The 21,041-nt window shown below is 66.0% G+C and carries 20 protein-coding genes; 14 read left to right on the plus strand and 6 right to left on the minus strand.

Annotated elements, in window-relative coordinates; translation table 11 throughout:
- Positions 1-65: 65 nt before the first annotated feature.
- Complete coding sequence (locus tag HALO32_RS11305) at positions 66-536, plus strand: phosphatidylglycerophosphatase A family protein (protein ID WP_151443982.1); 471 nt, start codon at positions 66-68, stop codon at positions 534-536.
- Here the strand turns inward: HALO32_RS11305 and HALO32_RS11310 are convergent.
- A complete protein-coding gene (locus tag HALO32_RS11310; RefSeq protein ID WP_151443983.1) occupies positions 524-2,467 on the minus strand; it encodes an alkaline phosphatase D family protein in 1,944 nt (647 codons plus the stop codon). The genes HALO32_RS11305 and HALO32_RS11310 overlap by 13 nt on opposite strands.
- A 122-nt stretch (positions 2,468-2,589) precedes the next feature.
- On the opposite strand from HALO32_RS11310, the gene HALO32_RS11315 reads away from it, so the two are divergent.
- From HALO32_RS11315 to HALO32_RS11340, 6 genes are all read left to right on the plus strand, one after another.
- Entirely contained in the window at positions 2,590-3,156 is a 567-nt protein-coding gene (locus HALO32_RS11315) for an NnrU family protein (protein WP_151443984.1), read from the plus strand.
- Between the two features lie 157 nt (positions 3,157-3,313).
- Positions 3,314-4,429: a substrate-binding domain-containing protein gene (locus HALO32_RS11320; protein WP_151443985.1), complete on the plus strand. Its 1,116-nt coding sequence runs from the start codon at positions 3,314-3,316 to the stop codon at positions 4,427-4,429.
- Positions 4,422-5,630, plus strand: a complete 1,209-nt coding sequence (locus tag HALO32_RS11325; RefSeq protein ID WP_325063457.1) for an ABC transporter ATP-binding protein — start codon at positions 4,422-4,424, stop codon at positions 5,628-5,630. The genes HALO32_RS11320 and HALO32_RS11325 overlap by 8 nt, the downstream gene beginning before the upstream one ends.
- Positions 5,623-6,510 carry an ABC transporter permease gene (locus tag HALO32_RS11330; protein WP_151443986.1) on the plus strand — a complete coding sequence of 296 codons (888 nt, stop codon included), beginning with the start codon at positions 5,623-5,625 and terminating at the stop codon, positions 6,508-6,510. The genes HALO32_RS11325 and HALO32_RS11330 overlap by 8 nt, the downstream gene beginning before the upstream one ends.
- Before the next feature lie 31 nt (positions 6,511-6,541).
- Positions 6,542-7,330: an ABC transporter permease gene (locus HALO32_RS11335; protein WP_407646855.1), complete on the plus strand. Its 789-nt coding sequence runs from the start codon at positions 6,542-6,544 to the stop codon at positions 7,328-7,330.
- A 38-nt stretch (positions 7,331-7,368) separates the two neighbouring features.
- The gene (locus tag HALO32_RS11340) at positions 7,369-8,283 is read left to right on the plus strand and encodes a cation diffusion facilitator family transporter (RefSeq protein WP_151443988.1); all 915 of its coding nucleotides are present in this window, start codon (positions 7,369-7,371) and stop codon (positions 8,281-8,283) included.
- Between the two features lie 15 nt (positions 8,284-8,298).
- On the opposite strand, the gene HALO32_RS11345 is transcribed toward HALO32_RS11340, so the two are convergent.
- The 3 genes from HALO32_RS11345 to HALO32_RS11355 are packed head-to-tail and all read right to left on the minus strand — an operon-like array spanning position 8,299 to position 10,663.
- Entirely contained in the window at positions 8,299-9,651 is a 1,353-nt protein-coding gene (locus HALO32_RS11345; RefSeq protein ID WP_151443989.1) for a sensor histidine kinase, read from the minus strand.
- Entirely contained in the window at positions 9,648-10,319 is a 672-nt protein-coding gene (locus HALO32_RS11350) for a response regulator transcription factor (protein ID WP_151443990.1), read from the minus strand. Before HALO32_RS11350 ends, HALO32_RS11345 begins: the two co-directional genes overlap by 4 nt.
- Positions 10,316-10,663 carry a PepSY domain-containing protein gene (locus HALO32_RS11355; RefSeq protein ID WP_151443991.1) on the minus strand — a complete coding sequence of 116 codons (348 nt, stop codon included), beginning with the start codon at positions 10,661-10,663 and terminating at the stop codon, positions 10,316-10,318. Before HALO32_RS11355 ends, HALO32_RS11350 begins: the two co-directional genes overlap by 4 nt.
- A 110-nt stretch (positions 10,664-10,773) precedes the next feature.
- On the opposite strand from HALO32_RS11355, the gene HALO32_RS11360 reads away from it, so the two are divergent.
- The gene (locus tag HALO32_RS11360) at positions 10,774-11,247 is read left to right on the plus strand and encodes a PepSY domain-containing protein (RefSeq protein WP_151443992.1); all 474 of its coding nucleotides are present in this window, start codon (positions 10,774-10,776) and stop codon (positions 11,245-11,247) included.
- An 87-nt stretch (positions 11,248-11,334) separates the two neighbouring features.
- Here HALO32_RS11360 and HALO32_RS11365 read toward each other — a convergent pair whose 3' ends face one another.
- A complete protein-coding gene (locus tag HALO32_RS11365; protein WP_151443993.1) occupies positions 11,335-12,117 on the minus strand; it encodes a TSUP family transporter in 783 nt (260 codons plus the stop codon).
- Positions 12,118-12,145: 28 nt separating this feature from the next.
- Positions 12,146-13,048 carry a LysR family transcriptional regulator gene (locus tag HALO32_RS11370; protein ID WP_151443994.1) on the minus strand — a complete coding sequence of 301 codons (903 nt, stop codon included), beginning with the start codon at positions 13,046-13,048 and terminating at the stop codon, positions 12,146-12,148.
- A 179-nt stretch (positions 13,049-13,227) separates the two neighbouring features.
- Between HALO32_RS11370 and HALO32_RS11375 the strand changes: the two genes are divergently transcribed.
- From HALO32_RS11375 to HALO32_RS11400, 6 genes are all read left to right on the plus strand, one after another.
- Positions 13,228-14,739 (plus strand): CoA-acylating methylmalonate-semialdehyde dehydrogenase, encoded by a 1,512-nt coding sequence (locus tag HALO32_RS11375; RefSeq protein WP_151443995.1) that lies wholly within the window; start codon positions 13,228-13,230, stop codon positions 14,737-14,739.
- 61 nt (positions 14,740-14,800) lie between these two features.
- Positions 14,801-16,462, plus strand: a complete 1,662-nt coding sequence (locus tag HALO32_RS11380) for a GMC family oxidoreductase (RefSeq protein WP_151443996.1) — start codon at positions 14,801-14,803, stop codon at positions 16,460-16,462.
- Positions 16,463-16,662: 200 nt separating this feature from the next.
- Entirely contained in the window at positions 16,663-16,869 is a 207-nt protein-coding gene (locus HALO32_RS11385; RefSeq protein ID WP_040185674.1) for a cold-shock protein, read from the plus strand.
- Positions 16,870-17,058: 189 nt separating this feature from the next.
- Positions 17,059-18,828 carry an SLC13 family permease gene (locus HALO32_RS11390; RefSeq protein ID WP_151444034.1) on the plus strand — a complete coding sequence of 590 codons (1,770 nt, stop codon included), beginning with the start codon at positions 17,059-17,061 and terminating at the stop codon, positions 18,826-18,828.
- Positions 18,829-18,903: 75 nt separating this feature from the next.
- Positions 18,904-19,572, plus strand: coding sequence for an alpha/beta hydrolase (locus tag HALO32_RS11395; protein ID WP_151443997.1), 669 nt, complete (start codon positions 18,904-18,906; stop codon positions 19,570-19,572).
- A gap of 127 nt (positions 19,573-19,699) precedes the next feature.
- A complete protein-coding gene (locus tag HALO32_RS11400) occupies positions 19,700-21,025 on the plus strand; it encodes a sensor domain-containing diguanylate cyclase (RefSeq protein ID WP_192576491.1) in 1,326 nt (441 codons plus the stop codon).
- Positions 21,026-21,041 lie beyond the last annotated feature (16 nt).

A 21,041-nucleotide genomic window follows, 5' to 3' on the forward strand; every position in this document is an offset into this window, starting at 1 on the left:
CCGCCGGGCCGGCGGGTATCTTGGCGGCTTTTCGGCCGGTATCGGTCGCTCAGGGAGCGGAGAACATGGATAACGTCGTGATGTGGCTGGCCACCGGCCTGGGCACGGGGCTTTCGCCCTGGGCCTCGGGTACCGTCGGGTCGCTGCTGGGTCTGCCGCTGGCCTGGTGGTTGCTGGGCCGGTCTCTCCGTCTTCAGCTTGCCCTGGTGGCGGCGATGCTGGTGGCGGCGGTGCCGGTCTGCCACCTGGCCGCGGAGGCGCTGGGCGGCAAGGATGACGGACGCATCGTGCTCGACGAGATCGTCGCCTTCCCGGTGGCGGTGCTGGGGCAGTCGGCGGCGCGACATCCCGCGGCCCTGGCCGGGGCCTTCGTGGTCTACCGGCTCTTCGATGCCACCAAGCCCCCGCCGGCGGCCCAGGCCGAGGCGGTATCCGGTGGCCTGGGCATCGTGCTCGACGACAGCGCAGCGGCGGCCATGACCTGGCTGGTGGTGGCCGGCGGTCTCGTCCTGTGGCGACGCCGTCAGCGCTCCTGATCGCGCGGCGGAAAGACGACGTCGAAGCCGCGGGCATCGAGCTGGCGGATGTCGCTCGGCCGGCCCTGGTCGTCAAGCTCCACCAGGCTGATGCCGGCGCCGTTCCATAGCCGCTCGCCGGCCTTGGCGCGATCCGGGTCGCGCGGCGCAATCATCATGCGTCGGCGCTGGGTGAACCAGTTGAGTGGCGAGCGTGGGGCATAGAGCCAACGGTTCAGACGATCGAACCAGTCGAGCAAGGTGTCGGGGAAGGCGTTCTTGATGCCGCTGGAGGTGATCTGCCAGATCCTCGGCCCCTCGCGACGCTGGCGGATGTGAACGTCGTAGGCGAAGGAGTAGTGCACGTCGCCGGAGAGGATCACGTAGTGCCCCGGGGTGCGGGAATGGCGGAAGATGTTGAGCATCACGCTGGCGGCACCGCGGTGGGCCATCCAGTTCTCGGCGTCGACCAGCAGCGGCTTGCCGGCCAGGGTGAAGAGCCGCTGTATGGCCTCGATCAGCTTGACGCCGAACATCGGGGCGGGGGAGACGATCACCACCGATCTGGCCCCGAGGATCTGCTGCTGCAGGTCCGAGAGGGCCTCCCAGTCCATCAGGCCGGAGGGGCGCTTCGGGCTGCGTTCACTGCGCCAGCGTCGGGTGCGGGTATCCAGCACCACCAGTTTCGGTTCGCCCTCGACCTCCACCTCCCAACCCTGGAAGCGCAGCAGCCTCTCGATGACGGCGTCCTGCTCCCCGGCGGGCAGCCAGCCCTCTCGATTGGCCGCCGACTCCAGCAGCGTGGCGGCCTCAGCCAGGGGCTCGGCCAGGCGGTCCGGGTCGTTGCCCCAGCCCTGGCAGAGCAGGTAGGCCAGCAGGGCGTTGCCGATGATCCGCCGCGAGAAGGGGTGCCCGTAGGCGGTGCGCTCCCAGTCCGCGGTGAGGTTCCAGTCGTCGGTGATGTCGTGGTCGTCGAAGATCATCAGCGAGGGCAGGTGGGCCATCACCCGGGCGGCAGCGGGCAGCTCCTCGGCGAAGCGCTCGATGACCGCTCGCTCCTCGCCGAAGCGCGCCGCGTGCGCTTCGTCCAGTGCCGGCTCTGCCATTCCGACCAGCCGCCAGGGCACCGGCGACCAGACCAGCAGGTACATGGCGATCACCTCGGCGAAGCTCATCAGGTGGTTGTGGGCATTGGCCGAGGTGAAGACCGGCTTGCGCACGCCGCCGAAGAAGCGCTCGCGCAGGTCCTCGCTGCTTTCGATATCCGGCAGCAGCGCCTCGCGTCGGTAGTAGGTGGCGGCGTCCGTGTAGAGGGCCTGGCTGTCGGCCACGGTGGCGCCTTCGAGTGACTCGTCGAACAGGCCCAGGCGGCGGATCAACACGTGGATGGCCACCAGCATCGGGCCGGCGACGTCGTCGGCGTAGACCTGGTCGCCGGTCATCAGCAGCCAGGCGGGCCAGGCCTCGGGCGCTTCTCGGCGCTCGGCCAGCCAGGCGTCGGCGCGCACCAGGCCGTCGGGGCCGTCGTAATGGGGCCGTCGGCAGGAGCCATGCAGCAGACGGCGGTGGCTGTCGGCCAGCACGAAGCCGGGATAGGTGGCGCCCTCGTGCAGCAGGTGAGGCGCCCAGTCGGCGATGCCGCCGCCGCCGCTCCCGCTGTCGCTCCCTTCCGGGGCGATCTTCAGGTCGTAGTCGATGCGCACGCCGCAAGGCAGTGGCTTGCCGAGGCCCACGTCGATCAGGTGCAGCCAGGCATGCTGGCCCAATGGCAGGCGCTGCAGGGGTGGCGCCTTCAGGGCCAGGCGACGCGGCGGCTGTCCGGTCGGGTGCAGCATCAGGCTGAGCTCGAGCGGGCGCGAGCCTACCAGCCAGATCACCAGGCGCTCCGCGCTCAGGCGCCGCAGAATGGGGCCGGCGAGGACCTCGGGCAGGGGAGCGGTATCTCGGGACATGGCAATCCTTGGCGTCGTTGATGCCGCTGCGCTCGACGGCACTGGTCGTGATCAGGCCAACCGACTAGGCTGGCTGCGGTTTCGTTCCACATTGACCTTATCCCCTGACGGAGACTTCGACCATGACCGTGATGATACTCGGCCTGCTGATCTTTCTCGGTATGCACTCGGTGCGCATCGTCGCCGACGATTGGCGAGCCACCCAGATTCAGCGAATGGGCGAGCTGCCCTGGAAGGCGGCCTATTCGGTGGTCTCGATCATTGGCCTGGCGCTGGCGATCTGGGGCTACGGCCAGATGCGACTGGATCCGGTTTGGGTCTGGCAGCCCCCGGTGGGCCTGCGCCATGCCGTCTCGCTGCTGATGATTCCCGCCTTCATCCTGCTGGTGGCGGCCTATGTGCCGGGCAACCACCTCAAGGCCAGGCTGGGCCATCCGATGATCCTGGCGGTGAAGCTCTGGGCCTTCGCTCACCTGCTGGCCAACGGCCGGCTGGGCGACATCGTCTTCTTCGGGGCCTTCCTGCTGTGGGCCGTGTTCGATTTCCGCGCGGCGCGTCGTCGTCCGCGGCCGGACACCGCCGCCCCGGGCATGGTCGGCACCGCCGCCACCGTGGTCATCGGCCTGGTGGCCTACTACCTCTTCGCCTTCCACCTGCACGTGTGGGTCACTGGCGTGCCGGTAATGTAAAAAGCTACTAGCTTGGCCGCCTGAACTGGCGGCTGGGCATTTCTCTATATGGTGCTACGCTGATTGAGGCGACGCTGAACTGTCATCGGAAGGTCATGTCGTCGTCACATCGCCGCGCGATAACGGGGTGCCCCCTACCCACCATGGAGAGTTCGTCATGTCGATCACACGTCGCCGTTTTCTGAAAGGCAGCCTGGCCGCCGGGGCCGTTGCCAGCGTGCCGTCCTTCTATATCAACACGGTGCTGGCCCAGGAGCAGACCCTGCGTATCTATGCCTGGGCGGGCTACTTCAACGACCAGATGCTGGCGGACTTCACCGAGAAGACCGGCATCAAGGCTACCTTCACGCCTTACGGCACCAACGACGAGCTGATGAACTCGCTGCGCGCCAGTGATGGCGAGGGTTTCGACGTGATCATGCCGACCGTGGATAGGGTGCCCGGCTATCTCGATTACAACCTGATCCAGCCCCTGGACACGTCGCGCATCAATTGGGATGGCGCCCTGGACAGCGCCATCGAAGGCTCCGAGACCGGCGGGGTGGTGGACGGCAAGCGCTATTTTGCGCCCAGCGACTGGGGTACCGAGGCAATCAGCTGGCACCGCCGCTTCGCCGACATCGACCGCGCCAATCTGAGCTATGCCGACCTGTGGAATCCCGAGCATGGCCAGGGCGTCACCGTGCGCGGTCATTCCGCGCTGGTCGGCATCGGCCTGTGGCTGGAGCGTGAAGGCCGGTTACCCTACCCGCTTCTCGATTCCTACAAGAGCGAGGAGGCGATGCGCGCCAACTTCGATGTCATCCTCGAGGAGGCGGTCAAGCACAAGGACATGCTGGTGCAGTTCTGGAACACAGAGAACGAGGCCCAGGCCGCCTTCCGCACCAACGGCGCGATCATCGGACAGACTTGGGACTCCACCGCCTTCCGCCTGCAGCAGGAGGGCGAGGATATTGCCTATGGTGCGCCGAAGGAGGGGGCGCTGGCGTGGATGGAAGGCTTCGTGATCCCGCGTAACGCCCAGAACCCGGATGCCGTCTACGAGCTGATCAACTGGTACTACACTCCCGAGGCGGGCGCCATGTTCGTCGAGGCCACCGGCTACAACTCGACCGCCAAGGGGGCCACCGAGCTGCTGCCCGAGGCGACGCGCAACTTCTTCACCGAGTCCTATACCGACGAGGACCTGGCCAACCTCTGGTGGTGGCCGATCCAGGAGCCCTGGTACGTGGCGCTGCGCAACGAGTACCAGGATCGCTACCTGAGTGCCTGAGCGTAACGCCATCGACGAGGTGACCATGGACGGTAGCGTCCGGCTTGACGAGGTGGTGATGCGCTTCGGCGACTTCACCGCCATCGAGAAAACGACGCTCGAGATCGGGTCGGGGGAGTTCTTCAGCTTTCTTGGCCCCTCGGGTTGCGGCAAGACCACCCTGCTCAACATGATCAGTGGCTTCCTGACGCCTACCGAGGGCAGGGTGTGGATCGGTGATGAGGCCATGGGAAAGGTCTCGGTCAATCGACGACCCACGGCGATGATCTTCCAGAACCTGGCCCTCTTCCCGCTGATGACGGTCTTCGAGAACATCGAGTTCGGGCTGGAGGTGCGCGGGGTCGACAAGCGCACCCGTCGCGAGGCGTCCGAGAAATTGCTGGCGTTGGTGGCTCTGGAAGGCAGTGGGCCGAAGCAGATCGGCGAGCTTTCCGGCGGTCAGAAGCAGCGGGTGGCCATCGCCCGGGCCCTGGCGGTGGAACCACGCGTGCTGCTGCTCGACGAGCCGCTCTCGGCGCTCGACCTCAAGCTGCGTCAGCACATGCGCGCCGAGCTCAAGGCGATCCAGCGCAAGACCGGCATCACCTTCATCTACATCACCCACGATCAGGGCGAGGCATTGACCATGTCCGATCGGGTGGCGGTGATGTCGGCGGGGCGCATCCAGCAGGTGGCCGATCCCATGACGCTCTACCGCTCACCGGCCACCGGCTTCGTGGCGGCCTTCGTCGGCGAGAACAACCGTCTCGAGACGAGGGTGATCGAACGCGAGGGCCAGAGGGTCAGGCTCGACGCCGGCAACCTGGGGGAACTGGCCGGCATGGCCGGCGAGACGGTGATCCTGGGCAATGGCGATCGGGCGGCGCTCTTCCTGCGCCCGGAACACCTGAAGCCGATCGGGGAAGGGGACGCCGGCCCCCGGCTTTCGGCGACCATCGAGGCGGTGCACTTCGAGGGCGCCTGGGTCATGCTGGAAACGCGGCTCGAGGCCTCCGGGGAGAAGCTGCGGGTACAGCTGGGCCACGAGGTGTCACGGCAGTACGCGGATTCCCTCGATATCGGCCAGCGCATGACCTTCGGCTATGACCCGGCCGATGCCGTGGTGCTACCCGATGACGGCAGCCCCGTGCTCGACGAGGATACCGGCGAGATGGTGGAAACCGAGCAGCGCGCCATGCCCGACGGTGGGTCCCATGCTTAGGCAGCTGCAGGCGCGTTTCGGCGGCCCGCTGGCCATGGCCATCCTGGGCCTGCTGGGCATCTGGCTGATCCTGTTGGTCACCTTGCCGCAACTGCAGATGATCGACTACTCCTTTCGGCCCAACCTGCTGCCCGACCAGCGCGGTGGCCCCGAGGATGGCTGGACGCTGGGGAATTACGCCACCCTGCTCAACAACGAGATCCACCGGGTCATCTTCTTCAAGACCCTGTGGTCGAGTGTGCTGGTGACCCTGCTGACGCTGGCGGTGAGCTATCCGCTGGCCTGGTACCTGGCCAAGGTAGCCACGCCGCGACAGGCGGCGCTTTGCATACTGCTGCTGATCATTCCCTTCTGGATCAACGAGATCCTGCGCACCTACGCCTGGTTCATCATCCTGGCCTTCCGTGGCCCCCTCAACGAGGTGCTGATGATGCTGGGGTTGATCGAGCGGCCGATCCGCTTCCTCAGCGGCGACGCCGGGGTGATGGTGGGCATGGTCTACGCCTATATCCTCTTCATGGTCTTCCCGGTCTATAACGCCATCGAGAGCCTGGACGACAACCAGGTACGTGCGGCCCGGGACCTGGGCGCGGGTACGATCCGAACCCATCGACGCATCGTCATTCCCCACGCCAAGCCCGGCATCGCCACCGGCTGCATCATGACCTTCATGCTGGCCGCAGGCAGCTATGCAGTACCCGCGCTGCTCGGCTCGCCGGGCAGCCGCTGGTTCACCCAGATCATCTACAACTGGTTCTTCGAGGGCGGCAACTGGAACCAGGGCGCCGCCTACGCCTTCCTGCTGCTGGTGCTGTGCATCGGCTTCATGTCGCTGGTCATGAGGTTCTTCAAGGTGGGCCTGGGGGATATCGCCAAATGACGGGAGGCCGGGCGTGAGCTCACAGCGACTGATGGCCCTGGGCCTGCGTTTCTATGTGGTGGTGTTCTTTGCCTACCTCTTCCTGCCGCTGCTGGTGATGGCCGCGGCCACCTTCAACGACAGCCGTTTTCCCACCGTGACCCCCTGGGATGGCACCACCCTGAAGTGGTTCGGCGAACTCGCCGCCGACGGCGGCATGTGGCAGGCGCTGGGCAACAGCGCCATCGTCGCCGTCGGCGTGCTCTGCCTGGCCGTGCCCATCGGCATCGCCACGGCGCTCTTCCTCAATACCGTCTCCGGCCGTGCCAAGCCGTTCATCTATGCGTTGATCCTCTCGCCGCTGCTCACGCCCGGGGTGATCATCGGTATCTCGACGCTGATCTTCTGGCGCCAACTCGGCGTCGGCGGGGGGATTTTCCTCACCGTGCTCGGTCAGTCCACCTTCATCGCCGCCTACGTGATGCTGATGGTCACCGCACGGCTGCAGCGCTTCGACCGCACCATGGAACGCGCCGCCCTGGACCTGGGCGCCAGCCAGTGGCAGATGTTCCGGCGCATCCTGCTGCCCTATCTCAAGCCGGCCATCTACTCGGCGGCGGTGATCGCCTTCCTGCAATCCTTCGAGAACTACAACACCTCGCTGTTCGTGGTGGGCTACGACACCACCCTGACGGTCTATATCGCCTCCAAGGTACGTACCGGCCTGACCCCGGCGGTCAATGCCCTGGGGCTGATCCTGATCCTCGTCACGGTGGTGCTGGCCGTGGCCTACGAGGTCAAGCGGCGCCGGGAAACGGCGCGGAGCGTGAAGGGCGTCTAACGGCTGCGCTATGCTGGGAGCCTTCCACGGGAGGGTTCATGGCGCACGATCACTCGCATCACCACACCGGAGACGACAGCCGGAGCAGGCTGTTATGGGCCATCCTGCTCACCGGCGGCTTCATGGTCGCCGAGGTTGTCGGTGGCATCCTATCCGGCTCGCTGGCACTGCTGGCCGACGCCGGCCACATGCTCACCGACACCGCCGCCCTGGGATTGGCCTGGTTCGCCGCCTGGATCAGTCGACGGCCGCCCGATGAGAAGCGCAGCTACGGCTACCACCGGGTGCAGACGCTCGCCGCCTTCGTCAACGGCGTGACGCTCATCGCTATCGTGGTGTGGATCGCCATCGAGGCCATTCGCCGCTTCCTGTCACCGGTGGCGGTGATGGGCCTCCCCATGCTGACCATCGCCGTGCTGGGGCTGGTGATCAACATCGTGGTGTTCGCGATCCTCCACGGCGGCGACCGCGACAACCTCAATATCCGCGGGGCCGCCCTGCATGTGCTGGGCGATCTGCTGGGCTCGGTGGCGGCCATCATCGCCGCCCTGGTGATACTGACTACCGGCTGGACACCCATCGACCCGCTGCTCTCGCTGCTGGTGGCGGCGCTGATCCTGAGGAGCGCCTGGAAGCTGACCCGGGAGTCCGGCCATATCCTGCTGGAGGGCGCCCCGGACGGTCTGGACGCGGCGACGCTGCGCTGCGAGATTCCCGAGCAGCTCGAGGCGGTCTGCAACGTGCATCACGTGCATGTCTGGTCAGTGACGCCGGGTCGCCATCTGGTGTCGCTGCATGCGGCCATCGACGAGGGCGAGGATCGCGAGGCCGCGCTGCTGGCGATTCGCACCCTGCTGGCGGAGCGCTATGGCCTGGATCACGCCACCATCCAGCTTGAGAGTCAGCATCAGTGTCCCGACGAGCCCGAATCGGGCGCGTTTCGCCGAGGCTGATTCGTACTCGGTGCGTCAGTCGGCGGGCTGAAAGGGGCGGCCAGGCAGCCAGATGCGCACCGCCAGGCCCCCGAGCCGCGAGCGATCGAGCGTCAGTCGGCCGCCGTTGAGCTTCACCAGGTCGGCGACGATGGCCAGGCCCAGGCCGTTACCGGGCCGCTGCTCATCGAGGCGAGTACCGCGCGCGAGCGCGTCCCGGCGCTGCGCCTCGTCCATGCCTGGCCCGTCATCCTCGATCTCCATCCAGCTCCCCCCGGCATCGTTGCCACCGCGCAACTCAACGCGGCTCTCGGCCCAGCGCAGGGCATTGTCCAGCAGGTTGCCAACCAGCTCCTGCAGGTCCTGGGCCTCCATGCGCACTCGCATCTCGGCCGGTAAGTCGTGACTGAGGGTGATGCCGCGTCGCTCGGCCAGGCGGCCGAGTCCCGAGAGGATGGGTGCCAGCACGTCGCTGGCGACGACCCGGGGGGCCAGGGTGGCATCCCCGGCTGCCGACGCTCTGGCCAGGTGATGGCGCACCGCCTCATCGATGCGAGTCAGTTCGTCGCGGAGCCTTGTGCGTCGCGGCTCATCGACCCCGTCGGCCAGGGTAGTCAGCACGCTTAGCGGGGTCTTCAGTGCATGGGCCAGGTTGCCTGCGGTGTGACGCGCGTGCCTCATCAGTCGTCGATCGCGATCCAGTACCCCGTTCATGGCCCGAGCCAGGCGTGCGAGCTCAGGAGAGAGGCGGGTATCGAGACGTTCGGCATCGCCGTTCTCCACCTGCTGCAGGTCGGCCTGTATCCGTCGCAGCGGGGCGAGACCCCAGCGAATCTGCAAGGCCAGGGTGACCAGCAGCAGCAGGCCCAGGACGACCAGGAAGAGCGTAACCAGTCGGGTAAAGCGAGCGAGCGTCGCGTCCAGCGTCTTGCGAGAGATCGCCACGCTGACGTGCAGGGGGCCGTCCAGCGCCGTCAGGCGGATATCGCGTTCGATGACGCGCAGTGGCGTCCCGCGCGGGCCTGTCAGGTCGCGGATGATCACGTCGCGATGGGAGCGGACCGGCAGGCGCTGGTCCCACAGCGAACGAGAGGTCAGCACTCGCTCGGCGCCATCGCTGATCTGCCAGTACCAGCCGGACAGGACCTGCTCGAAGCGCGGATCGCCCAGGGAGCGTTCATGCACCAGGCGCTGCTGTGTCGGCTCCCAGGCGAGGCCCGCGACGACCACGTTGAGCAGCGCCTCCAGGCGTTCATCGAAGGCGTCCGTCGCTGTCGTGCGGAAGTAGTGGGAGAGTCCCGTACCGGCCAGCGGCAGGGCAACGGCGAGGGTCAGCAGAGACGCCAGCAGCAGGCGATTGGCCAGCGACAGCTCCCGCAGTCGGCTCATGGCGTCTCGTCGACTTCGGCCAGGCGATACCCTTGACCGCGATGGGTCTGGATGCGCGCGGCGCCCAGTTTGCGACGCAGCCGACTGATCTGGACATCGATGACGTTGGAATCCGGCTCGTGATCGCGATCATAGACGTGCTCGGCAAGCTCGCTGCGGGTCACCACACGAGGCGCGGCATGGGCCAGGTAGGCCAGCAGGCGCGACTCCTGGGCGGTCAGGCTTACCGGGCGGCCGGCCAGGGTGACGCTGCCGGCGTGGGTGTCGAAGTCGAGGTCGCCAATCCGCAGCACGGGATGGGCATGGCCGTGGCTGCGCCGCACCAGGGCGCGCAGCCGGAACAGGACCTCGGCGGTCTCGAAGGGCTTGGTGACGTAGTCATCGGCTCCCGCCGAGAAGCCGGCGGCCTTGTCGGCCCAGCGAGTGCGGGCGGTGAGCACCAGCACCGGCGTGTCGATGGCGTCATCACGCCACTGGGCCAGCCAGCGGCTGCCATCGCCATCGGGCAGGCCCAGGTCGAGGATCACCGCGTCGTAGGCCTCGGTGCGCACCAGGAAATCCGCCTCGCCGCCGGTGGCGGCGGTCTCCAGCAGCACGCCGGCATCACCCAGGGCTTCGCGCAGCGCCTCGGCCAGCGCCTGGTCATCCTCTACCAGCAACACCTTCATTTCCCACGCCTCATGCCGTTGATGTTCACGCCCTCCATGCCGATCAGCTCGCCGTTGGTGGCATCGAACTCGAACTCCACCACCTGGCCCTGAGGGCCAAGCATCTCGACCTCATAGCGCATCCAGCCCTCGTCACGCTCCAGTTCGACTTCCAGTACCTGGCCCATGTAGTGGGCCTCCAGCCAGTCGAGAATGTCGGGCAGAGGCACGATTCGGCCGTCGCGAACCGCCTCGTGAAGGTCGTGCCACCCTTCGTCTGCCGTCGCGGGGGAGACGGCCGACAGGGCGAGGAGGATGCCCAGCGTTGCCAGGCGCAGGCGGGAGAGAAAGCGTCGAGTCATCATGGCTGCAGGGTGCCAGGTCGAACATGAATGCAGCATGAACGGACCCGTCAGGTCACGGCAAGGGGCCCGGTGATAAAACGCAATGGCACCCATGAACGGAGGTATGATCCATGAAACATACGATGATCCTGGCCGCTACCCTGGCCAGCCTGATGGCCGCTGCTACCCTGGTTCACGCCGAGGAGAGCCGCCTGCCGGCGGAGCGTCTCGACGACATCCTGGCTCAGGCCAGCGCCTTCGGCTTTACCCACTTCGGCGAGATCGAGGTGAAGGACGATAACAGTGTGGAAATCGAGGGCTGGCTTGATGACGAGTGGCAGGCCGAGGTTCGGCTGTCGCTGGAGAGCGGTGAATCCCTCGAGGAGGAGCGCAAGCGTCGCGAGGGTGACGCCTGGGGCATGAGCGAGGAAGACGTTCGCCTCGCCATGGAGGCCGCGGTGGCCGAGGGCTTGGCCGAGTTCGAGGAGATCGAGGTCGACCGCGAGGGTCGTATCGAGGTCGAGGGTCGTGACACCCAGGGTCGTGAGCTCGAGATCAGGAGTCGCCAGGGCGAGCGCGACACGGGCGAAGTGGAGCTTAACTGAGACCCTCGCCGGGGCCTTGCCCCGGCGATTCACGACATGGAGAGGGCCCGGCGCGAAGCTATCGCGCGGGGCCCTCGACGCATGCGGCTACCCCGCCGAACTGACAAGCCCCACCACGCTGACCAGGATGAGGACGCCACCGAGCACCCGGAAGTAGAGGTTCGTTTGGCTGGCGAGCATGTGCCGGTGGGCACGCTCGCCCAGCAGATGGCCGACCAGGGCGCAGGGTAGCAGCCACAGCTGGTGGATGAGCTGCAGGTCGACGCCGGCGATCACGAAGGAGACCATCTTGATCAGTACCAGGATGAACCACAGCACGAAGAGCGTATCGCGCAGCTGATGGGCCGCCACATGAGTGGCGAACACCGCAACAATCAGCGGGGCACCGATCAGCGAGGTGCCGCTGACATAGCCGCCCAGCGCCAGCAGCACCGCATCGACCCATGGGTTGCGGCTGCGAAAGGGCTTGTCGAGCACATAGCCGATCGCATAGACCATCACGATCACGAAGATGATGTTGGTCAGGACGTTGCCCGGCAGGGTCAGCAGGCCGACGACCCCGATCAGCTTGGGGATAATCATCACTTTCATCGCCCTGAGCAGATAGCCCCAGTCGATATTGCCCTCGGTCGGCGCCTGGCCGGCGTTGTCGGCCACCAGCTGTCGGTGGCCGCGCCAGGCGATCCAGCTGGAAAAGATCAACAGCTGAATGGCGATGATCGGCAGGAAGACCAGCGGCTCGTCGAGCACCAGCAGCAGAAACGGCAGCGACAGCACGGCGCCGCCGAAGCCCAGGCTGGTGCGCACGAAGCCGCTCCAGACGAAGATCAGCCCGATCAGCACAAGCTGGTGGATCTCGAGGTCGGCCATCAGGGCGCTCCTTTCCCGTATCTAGATGTCATGGCGCCACGGCTCCCCAGACGCCGGTGAGTACTTCCAGTGCCTCGGCAATCACCGCCTCCTCTCCACGGTCGCGCCGCCAGACGAAGCTCAGCGCGCAGGGCAGGCGCACGTCCTCGGCGATCACCAGGCCGCGCTCCTGGCGCTCGGCCATCGCCAGGGCGTCACGGGCCAGGCTGAGGCCCACGCCGGCGCGCACCAGGTCGAGCATGCAGGCTTCCTGATCGACCTGGGCCACGCCGTTGGGCCCGATGCCCAGCGGGCCGAGCACGCCGTCCAGCAGGCGATGATGGGCGGAGTTCTCGGGCGTGGTGATCCAGGGCAGGCTGGCCAGCCGGGGCCAGTCGGCGCCGGCCAGGCGGCTGTCCCAGCCGGTCGGGGCGATCACGTAGTAGTGAAAGTGCGTGAGCTCGCGGTGGGCGATCTCCGCGATGCCCGGCCCAGCGCCGGGTGGGGCCAAGAAGAAGCCCACATCCAGTTCCCCGCGACGCACCCACTCCAGCACGCTGCCGCTCATGCCGTGGTGCAGTTCGGTCTCGAGTTGCGGGGCGCGCTCCACCAGGCGGCGCAGGAAGGCCCCAAGGCGGATGAACTCCGGGTCGACGATGGTACCGATCTTGAGTCGGCCGCGCAGCGTGCTGTGCAAGGCCCGGGCGCTCTGCTCGAAGGCGGCCATGGTCGCCAGCGCCTTCTCGGCGGCCTCGAGCAGTGCGCGACCGTCGGCGGTGAGCTCCAGCCCCTGGGGGCGGCGCTGGAACAGCGTAAGGCCGAGGCTTGCCTGAAACTGCTTGAGCTTCAGGCTTACCGCCGGCTGGGTCAGGTGCAGTCGCTCGGCGGCGCGGGAGACGCTGCCTTCCCGGGCCACGGTGACGAAGGCACGCAGGGTCTGGAGGTCCTGCACGGTGTCGCTTCCTCGATGTGGTGTGATATCAGCTGAACTTATACTCTGGTTTTGAATTTCTCAATTGAACCTGGCGTTCAAGCGGCTAATCTTGGCGCCAATGGGTCCAGTTCTGTCACTTCCCATCACCGAAAACGGACGCCCATCCCCGATTCCGACAACGACGCGACGAGGCCGCCATGAGCACAGCCAGTATCCAGCATTATATCAACGGGCAAATGTCAGCCGGCGAATCCGGCCAGCTCCAGGCCGTGACCAACCCGGCCACCGGCCAGGTGACCGGCCAGGTGGCCCTGGCCTCGAGTGCCGACGTGGACACGGCAGTGGCCGCCGCCGAGGCGGCCTTTCCGGCCTGGGCCGATACCCCGCCGATCCGCCGCGCTCGGGTGATGTTCAAGTTCCTCCAGCTGCTCAATGAGCACAAGGACGAGCTGGCCCGTGCCATCACCCTCGAGCATGGCAAGGTGTTCAGCGATGCCCAGGGCGAGGTGGCTCGCGGCATCGACATCGTCGAGTTCGCCTGCGGCGTCCCGCAGCTGCTCAAGGGCGACTATACCGAGCAGGTCGGCACCGGCATCGACAACTGGACGATGCGCCAGCCGCTGGGCGTGGTCGCGGGTATCACGCCGTTCAACTTCCCGGTCATGGTGCCGATGTGGATGTTCCCCCTCGCCATCGCCACCGGCAACACCTTCATCCTCAAACCGAGCCCGCTGGATCCCAGCGCCTCGCTGCTGATCGCCGAGCTGCTCAAGCAGGCGGGACTGCCGGATGGCGTCTTCAACGTGGTGCAGGGGGACAAGGACTCGGTGGAGGCGCTGCTCGACCATCCCGACGTCAAGGCGCTGTCGTTCGTCGGTTCCACGCCCATCGCCAACCTGATCTACGAGCGGGGAGCCCGCCATGGCAAGCGCATCCAGGCCCTGGGCGGCGCCAAGAACCATATGGTGGTGATGCCCGATGCCGACCTCGACAAGGCGGTGGATGCGCTGATCGGCGCCGCCTACGGCAGTGCCGGCGAGCGCTGCATGGCGATCAGCGTGGCGGTGCTGGTGGGGGAGGTGGCCGACCAGGTCGTGCCACGGGTGGCCGAGCGCGCTCGTGCGCTCAAGGTCAAGAACGGCCTGGAGCCGGATGCCGAGATGGGCCCCATCGTCACTGCCCAGGCCCACCAGCGCATCACCGGCTACATCGAGAAGGGCGTGAGCGAGGGCGCCGAACTGGTGGTCGATGGCCGCGATTTCGACACCGGTGCCACCGGCGAGGATTGCCGCGAGGGGTTCTGGATGGGAGGCACCCTGTTCGACCATGTCACGCCGGAGATGACCATCTACAAGGAAGAGATCTTCGGCCCGGTGCTGGTCTGCGTTCGGGTGCCCGACATCGCCACCGCCATCCAGCTGATCGATGACCATGAGTTCGGCAACGGCGTGAGCTGCTTCACCGAGAGCGGCAGCGTGGCCCGTGAATTCGGTCGTCGCATCCAGGTCGGCATGGTCGGCATCAATGTGCCGATCCCGGTGCCCATGGCCTGGCACGGCTTCGGTGGCTGGAAGCGCTCGCTGTTCGGCGACACCCACGCCTATGGTGAAGAGGGCGTGCGCTTCTATACCAAGCAGAAGTCGATCATGCAGCGCTGGTCCGACTCCATACATGGCGGCTCCGAGTTCGCCATGCCGACGCATAAATAAGACTGACTACCATCGCGCGGACAGAGGCGCCGTCGGCAGCGTGAAGAGGAGGTCCTACGCCATGGCTGAACAAGAATTCGACTACATCATCGTGGGCGCCGGCACCGCCGGCTGCCTGCTCGCCAACCGCCTGAGCGCCGATCCGGCCAACCGGGTGCTGCTAATCGAGGCAGGGGGCCGCGACAACTACCACTGGATTCACATCCCCGTGGGCTACCTCTACTGCATCGACAACCCGCGTACCGACTGGTGCTTTCGCACCGAGGCTGACCCCGGCCTCAATGGCCGTTCGCTGATCTATCCCCGAGGCAAGACCCTGGGCGGCTGTTCCAGCATCAACGGCATGCTCTATATCCGTGGCCAGTCGCGCGACTACGACGGCTGGGCTGAGGCCACCGGCGACGACGCCTGGCGCTGGGAGAACTGCCTGCCCGACTTCATGAAGCACGAGGATCATTGTCGTCTGGATGCTGGCGGTGACGCCGACGCGGCGCACCGCGATTACCATGGCCACGGTGGCGAGTGGCGGATAGAGAGGCAGCGTCTCAGCTGGCAGGTGCTCGACGATTTTGCCACCGCGGCCGTGGAGGCCGGCATCCCCCGGACCCGCGATTTCAACCGCGGCGACAACGAGGGAGTCGACTACTTCGAGGTCAACCAGCGCGCTGGCTGGCGCTGGAATACCTCCAAGGCCTTTCTGCGCGGGGTCGAGAAGCGCGACAACCTCACTCTCTGGCACTCCACCCAGGTGCTGGGGCTCGACTTTCAGCCAGATGACGAGTCCGGCCAGGGCGATGAACCGCGCTGCACCGGCGTGCGTGTCGAGCGCGGCGGCGAGTCGATGACGGTGCGGGCCCACCGCGAGGTGATTCTCTCTGCCGGCGCCATCGGTTCGCCCCAGTTGCTGCAGCTCTCCGGTATCGGTCCCGCCGACCTGTTGCGCGAGCACGATATTCGGGTGATCCATGACCTGCCGGGGGTCGGCGAGAACCTGCAGGACCATCTGCAGATCCGCTCGGTCTACAAGGTGAAGGGCGCGAAGACTCTCAACACCATGGCCAACTCTCTCATGGGCAAGGCGAGGATCGGTCTGGAATACGTCCTGAAGCGCTCCGGTCCCATGAGCATGGCGCCCTCGCAGCTGTGTGCCTTCACGCGCAGCAGCGACGCGTTCGAACATCCCAATATCGAGTACCACGTCCAGCCGCTGAGTCTTCCCGCCTTTGGTCAACCGCTGGATGACTTCCCGGCGATCACGGCGAGCGTGTGCAACCTCAATCCGACCAGTCGCGGCACGGTGCGCATCAAGAGCGCCGACCCGCGCCAGGCGCCGGCCATTGCGACCCACTACCTGAGCACTCCCGAAGATCGCAAGGTGGCGGCGGATTCGCTGCGGGTCACCCGGCGCATTGCCGAGCAGCCGGCCTTCGCGAAGTACTCGCCCGAGGAGGTCAAGCCGGGCCTGGAATATCAGAGTGACGATGACCTGGCCCGCCTGGCCGGTGATATCGGTACCACCATCTTCCACCCGGTGGGCACCACGAAGATGGGGCGCGATGACGACCCCATGGCGGTGGTGGACTCTCACCTGCGGGTGCGCGGGGTGGCGGGACTGCGCGTGGTGGACGCGAGTGTCATGCCCACCATCACCAGCGGTAACACCAATTCGCCGACGCTGATGATCGCCGAGAAGGCCGCGCGGTGGATTCTCGACGCGGGGTAACACGGAGGTCATTTATCTCAATTAGTGTTTGACCTGCGCCCGGCATCGGCGCACTATGCGCGCAGTAGGTTAGCAACTGGAACATCGCAAGTGGTCATCGAAAGCTCATAGCGTCGATCTCCCGGTGTAAGTTTCTTGTTTTACCCACTGCAACTCGGGTATTTCCCGGCACTATCTCACGCTATTCGAGGAATTCGATAATGGCTACTGGCACAGTTAAGTGGTTCAACGACACCAAAGGCTTCGGCTTCATTTCTCCGGACGACAATGGTGACGACCTGTTCGCTCACTTCTCCGAGATCAAGGCCGAAGGCTTCAAGTCCCTGCAAGACGGTCAGAAGGTCTCCTTCGACGTCACCCAGGGCAAGAAAGGCCTCCAGGCTTCCAACATCCAGGTCATCGGCTGAACGTCGACCGACCCTGATGTGACCTGCCTCACGGCAGGTGAGAAAGGCCCGCGAAAGCGGGCCTTTCTCGTATGCGGCATTCGAATTATTATACTAATTAATTATAGATAGATTTCTAAAAATAACTTTTTAGAATATCCAGTGACGGTCACAATGGAGGCCTTTACCTCTTCGCCACCGGATCTGCCCATGCCGCTGGATGCCTGGCTCTCTCTCGTCGTCGTTACCGCCGTCTTCCCGCTGATGGCCTTCTCGCGCCTAGGCCCTGATATCGTGCTGCTTGGCGCGGTGATCCTGCTGCTTACACTGGGCGTGATCGACCCTGGCCAGGCCCTGGCGGGCTTCTCCAGCACGGGCCTGTTCACCGTGGCCTTCATGTATGTGCTGGTCACCAGCATCCGCGAGACCGGCGGCATCGACCTGATCATCCGCCATGTGCTGGGGTGCCCTCGCAGCGAGGGGCGGGCGCTGATGCGCCTGCTGCTGCCGGTGGCCTCGCTGAGCGGCCTTATCAACAACACGCCCGTGGTGGCGACCTTCATCCCGGCCGTGCTGAGCTGGAGTCGGCGCGTGGCCATACCGGCGCATCGTCTGCTGATGCCGCTCAGCTTTGCCTCCATCCTCGGCGGCACCATTACCCTGTTCGGCACCAGCACCAATCTGGTCGTGCATGGCCTGCTGATCGATCGTGACCCGGCGCTGACCATGGGGCTGTTCGATATTGCCTGGGTAGGAGTGCCGGTGGCCTTGGTGGGGCTGGTCTATCTGGTCCTGCTGGGACCGCGGCTGCTGCCGGCGCGGCGCGGGGCGGAGGCGGTCTTCGAGAATCCCCGCGAATTCACCATCGAGATGGAGGTGGATACCGACGGTCCGCTGGTCGATCGCACGGTGGAGGAGGCCGGGCTGCGCCACCTCCAGGAGCTGTTCCTGGTCGAGATCGAACGTGAGGGCAACATCGTCAGCGTGGTGGGGCCGGGCGAGCGACTCAAGGGCGGCGACCGGCTGGTGTTTGCCGGCACCAGCGAGGGCGCCGTGGAATTGCAGCAGATTCGCGGCCTGGTACCGACTCGGCAAGGCGAGTCCAACCTCGAGAAGGACTTCAAGGAGCGCCGCCTGGTGGAGGCGGTGGTCTCCGACCAGTGCCAGTTCATCGGCCGGCGCATTCGTGACGGTCACTTCCGGACCCTCTATGGCGCCGCCGTGCTGGCGGTGTGCCGCGGCGGCGAGCGGGTTGCCGGCAATCTCGGCCAGATTCGCCTGCAGCCCGCCGATGTGCTGCTGCTGGAGGCTCGCCCGCCTTTCATCGAGCGTCATCGCCAGTCACGGGATTTCCTGCTGATCAGCAAGGTCAACGGCTCGGCCCGCCCGGTCCACGAGAAGGCCTGGCTGGCCTGGGCCATCCTGGCCGGCGTGGTGCTGCTGGCCACGCTGGGCGTGACCAGCATGATGAATGCCGCCATGCTGGGCGCAGCCCTGGCGCTGGCCACTGGCTGCTGCACGGTAGGCGCAGCCAAGCGGGGCCTGGACACCCAGGTGCTGTTGACCATCGCCGCCTCCTTCGGCCTCGGCGCGGCGCTGGAAAGCTCGGGGGCGGCAGCCATGTTGGCCGATATTGCCCTGGGCCTGGCCGACGGCAGCCCCTGGTTGCTACTGGGCGCGGTTTACGTGCTGGTGACCCTGCTGACGTCCCTGGTGACCAACAACGCTGCCGCGGTGATCACCTTCCCGGTGGTCATGGCCAGCGCCGAGAATCTCGGCGTGAGTCCGATGCCCTACGTGGTCGCGGTGATGTTTGCCGCCTCGGCGAGTTTCCTGACGCCCATCGGATATCAGACCAACCTGATGGTCTTCGGTCCCGGTGGCTATCGCTTCACTGACTTCCTGCGCCTCGGCGGGTTCTTGAATCTGCTGACCGCCGTGGTGGCCCTGGCCCTGATTCCGCTGATCTGGCCATTCTGACGTCGCGACTTGCCTCGCCGTCTGCTCGCTATTGCGGTAGGGTGTCGCTTTTTGATCGACCATGGAAACCTGATCATGAGCCAACCCGATGAATTGATCATCGAACCGAGAAGCGGCAAGCCCGCTGATGCCTGTCTCATCATCCTTCACGGTCTGGGCGCCGACGGACACGACTTCGAACCGCTAGTGCCGGCGCTGCCCCTGCCCGACGATGTCAACGTGCGCTGCATTCTGCCCCATGCGCCACGGCTCCCGGTGACCATCAACGGCGGCATGGTCATGCCTGCCTGGTACGATATCAAGGAGATGAGCCTCGATCGCCAGATCGACGAGCCACAGCTGATGGCCTCCGCCGAACGCATCCAGGCCTTGATGCGGGCACAGATCGCCCAGGGTATCGACAGTCGTCGCATCATCCTGGCGGGCTTTTCTCAGGGCGGCGCGGTGGCCTACCAGGCGGCCCTTTCCTTCGAGTCGCCGCTGGCCGGGCTGCTGGCTCTCTCCACCTACTTTGCCACCCCCGATAGCATCGAGATCTCCGATGCCAATCGTGACCTGCCCATCGAGGTACATCACGGCAGCTTCGATCCGGTGGTCCCCGAGTCGCTGGGCAAGGCCGGCTTCGAGAAGGTCAAATCCCTCGGCTATCCGGCACGCTATCGCCGCTATCCCATGGCTCACGCGCTCTGCCCGCAGCAGATCGCCGATATCGGCCGCTGGCTCGCCGAGCGACTCGCCCGCTGAGGACATTGGCAATTCTGCATGTGCTGCCTGCCATCCTGGGGTAGGGTGTGAAAGAGAGGGGGGAAGGAGCCCCCGTTTCGATACCGATGGGTAACTCCCAGGGTGGGGTATGGCACGAATCAGGGACATGTGGCAGACATGGAGCACGCAAAGGGCGGGCCGGGGGTCGCTGGCTGAGGTGCTGCTCGATGACTTCCCGGGGGTCGCGCTGCTTACCGATGCTTACGGCGTCGTCCTGCGCGTCAACCCGGGGTGCGAGCGGTATTGCGGCTCTCCTGCCAAGGCCCTCATCGGTCGCCGCATCACCTCCCTGGACGTTGACCCGCTGCATGGCGACATCAGCCATGCCCTGGCCCACTGTGTCGCACGCCGCCGACCCTGGCAGGGCGTGCTGCTGTGTCGCCGAGCCGATGGACGGCTGATCCACCAGGATGCCGTATTTCAACCCCTCGCCTCTGGTTCGAGCGAGCCGTTGCGGCTGCTGGTGACCCTCCATGATGTCACCGAGCTGCGTCAACGAGCCCTGCATGACCACACCCTGCTGGAGCGCCTGCAGGGAACTCTCTCGCGGCTTCCCGGGGTGGTCTTCCAGCTTCGTCAGGATGCCCGGGGCAGGCTCGACTTTCTCTATTTCAGTGACGGGCTGCGGGCGCTAGCCGGCTTGTCGGCTGGCGCGGTGATGGACCGCGCCGACGCATTGCTGGAGCGGGTCCAGGGTGAGGACCGGGAAGCGCTGGTCACTTCCCTGGCTCAGTCCGCGGTGAGCCTGCAACCCTGGGAACTGGAGTTCCGTCTCGACACCCCTGAGGGTCCCCGCTGGCTCGAGGGGCGGGCCAGCCCTACTCGCCGTGGCGATGGCATCACCCTGTGGGATGGCCTTCTGCTTTGCATCACCTCGCGTAAGCAGGAAGAGCAACGCACTCAGCGTCTGGTCAGCACCGACATGCTCACTGGGGTGCTCAATCGCCGGGCCTTCTTCGATGCCGGCGAGGCCGTGCGTGCCCGAGCCGCCCGCCAGGGCCGCTCGGTGCCCCTGGCGATGCTCGACCTCGACCACTTCAAGCGTATCAATGACGCTCATGGTCATGCGGTCGGTGACCTGACGCTGCAGGCCTTCGCCACGACCTGTCGTGACTGCCTGCGCCCCTACGACCTCCTTGCTCGCCTCGGCGGTGAGGAGTTTGTCGTCATGCTGGTGGACACCTTGCCCGAGGATGCCTGGAGCGTACTCGACCGCCTGCGCGCCGAGGTGGAGGCGATCGAGATCGAGATAGCTGACACCACGCTGCGCATCACGGTCAGCCTGGGGCTGGCGGTGCTGCCTCCCGAGGGGAGCCTTGACCTGGCGCTGTCTCAGGCCGACCAGGCGCTCTATCGGGCCAAGCATGAGGGACGCAATCGACTGGCGGGACCGACGGACGTTCCCGGAGTCCGTGAGGGGGAGCAGCAATGACGCTCCGGATGGCTGG

Source organism: Halomonas lysinitropha, assembly GCF_902500215.1.
Classification (GTDB): domain Bacteria; phylum Pseudomonadota; class Gammaproteobacteria; order Pseudomonadales; family Halomonadaceae; genus Halomonas; species Halomonas lysinitropha.